The sequence below is a fragment of the Caballeronia glathei genome, from assembly GCF_000698595.1.
GTDB lineage: Bacteria > Pseudomonadota > Gammaproteobacteria > Burkholderiales > Burkholderiaceae > Caballeronia > Caballeronia glathei.
This window is the reverse complement of record NZ_JFHC01000274.1, coordinates 1-696: the sequence shown is the minus strand read 5'-3', so window position 1 is coordinate 696 and position 696 is coordinate 1. Positions and strand designations below refer to the sequence as shown.

The window sequence follows — 696 nt, the reverse complement described above, 5'->3', positions numbered from 1 at the left end:
TACCCACTCCGTTTTCAAAAGAGCCCGATTTTTACTACCTCGGCAAACGCATGGCTACGCTCGTCGAGTGCCGACCGCAGTTCCTCTAGCGCTGGTCGCAAACGTCCCATCATTTCCGTCGCGGCCGCCACGTGCATCACTGTCGGGAAGCTGTCGTTTGACGATTGCGACGCGTTGACGTGATCGTTGGGGTGGACCGGCGTTTTGGTCCCAAGCGGCTGTCCGAGTAGTTCGTTCGCCCGGTTGGCAATTACCTCGTTCGCGTTCATATTGGTCTGCGTACCCGAGCCTGTCTGCCATATGGTGAGCGGAAAATGCTCATCCCATAGCCCGTCGCGCAGTTCAAGAGCGGCCGTCTGGATCGCCGAGGCTAGCGGCGGGGCGAGCGCACCACACGCTACGTTGGCGCGTGCCGCAGCGAACTTATGCAAACCGAACGTGCGCACTAATACCGCCGGAAAGCGCTCCTCGCCTATATCGAAGACGCCAAGTGCGCGCTGGGTCTGTGCTCCCCAGTATCGATCCGACGGAATTTCGACAGGGCCAAATGCATCCTGCTCAATTCGTGTTGCTGCTGTCATGGTGATACTCCCTAACGGACGCGATGGTGCGGGCTCATGATGCGACTTACTGCGGTCCGCCGCGATCGCGACGCGAAATCGACAAGGATTTAGAAGCTGTTGCGAAATTAGTTCA

At 58.3% G+C, this 696-nt stretch carries 1 pseudogene; it reads right to left on the bottom strand.

The annotated features are described in order from the left end of the window. Positions 1-26: 26 nt before the first annotated feature. Positions 27-581: pseudogene (locus BG61_RS38745) on the bottom strand (lyase family protein); the annotation flags it as partial. Positions 582-696: the final 115 nt, after the last annotated feature.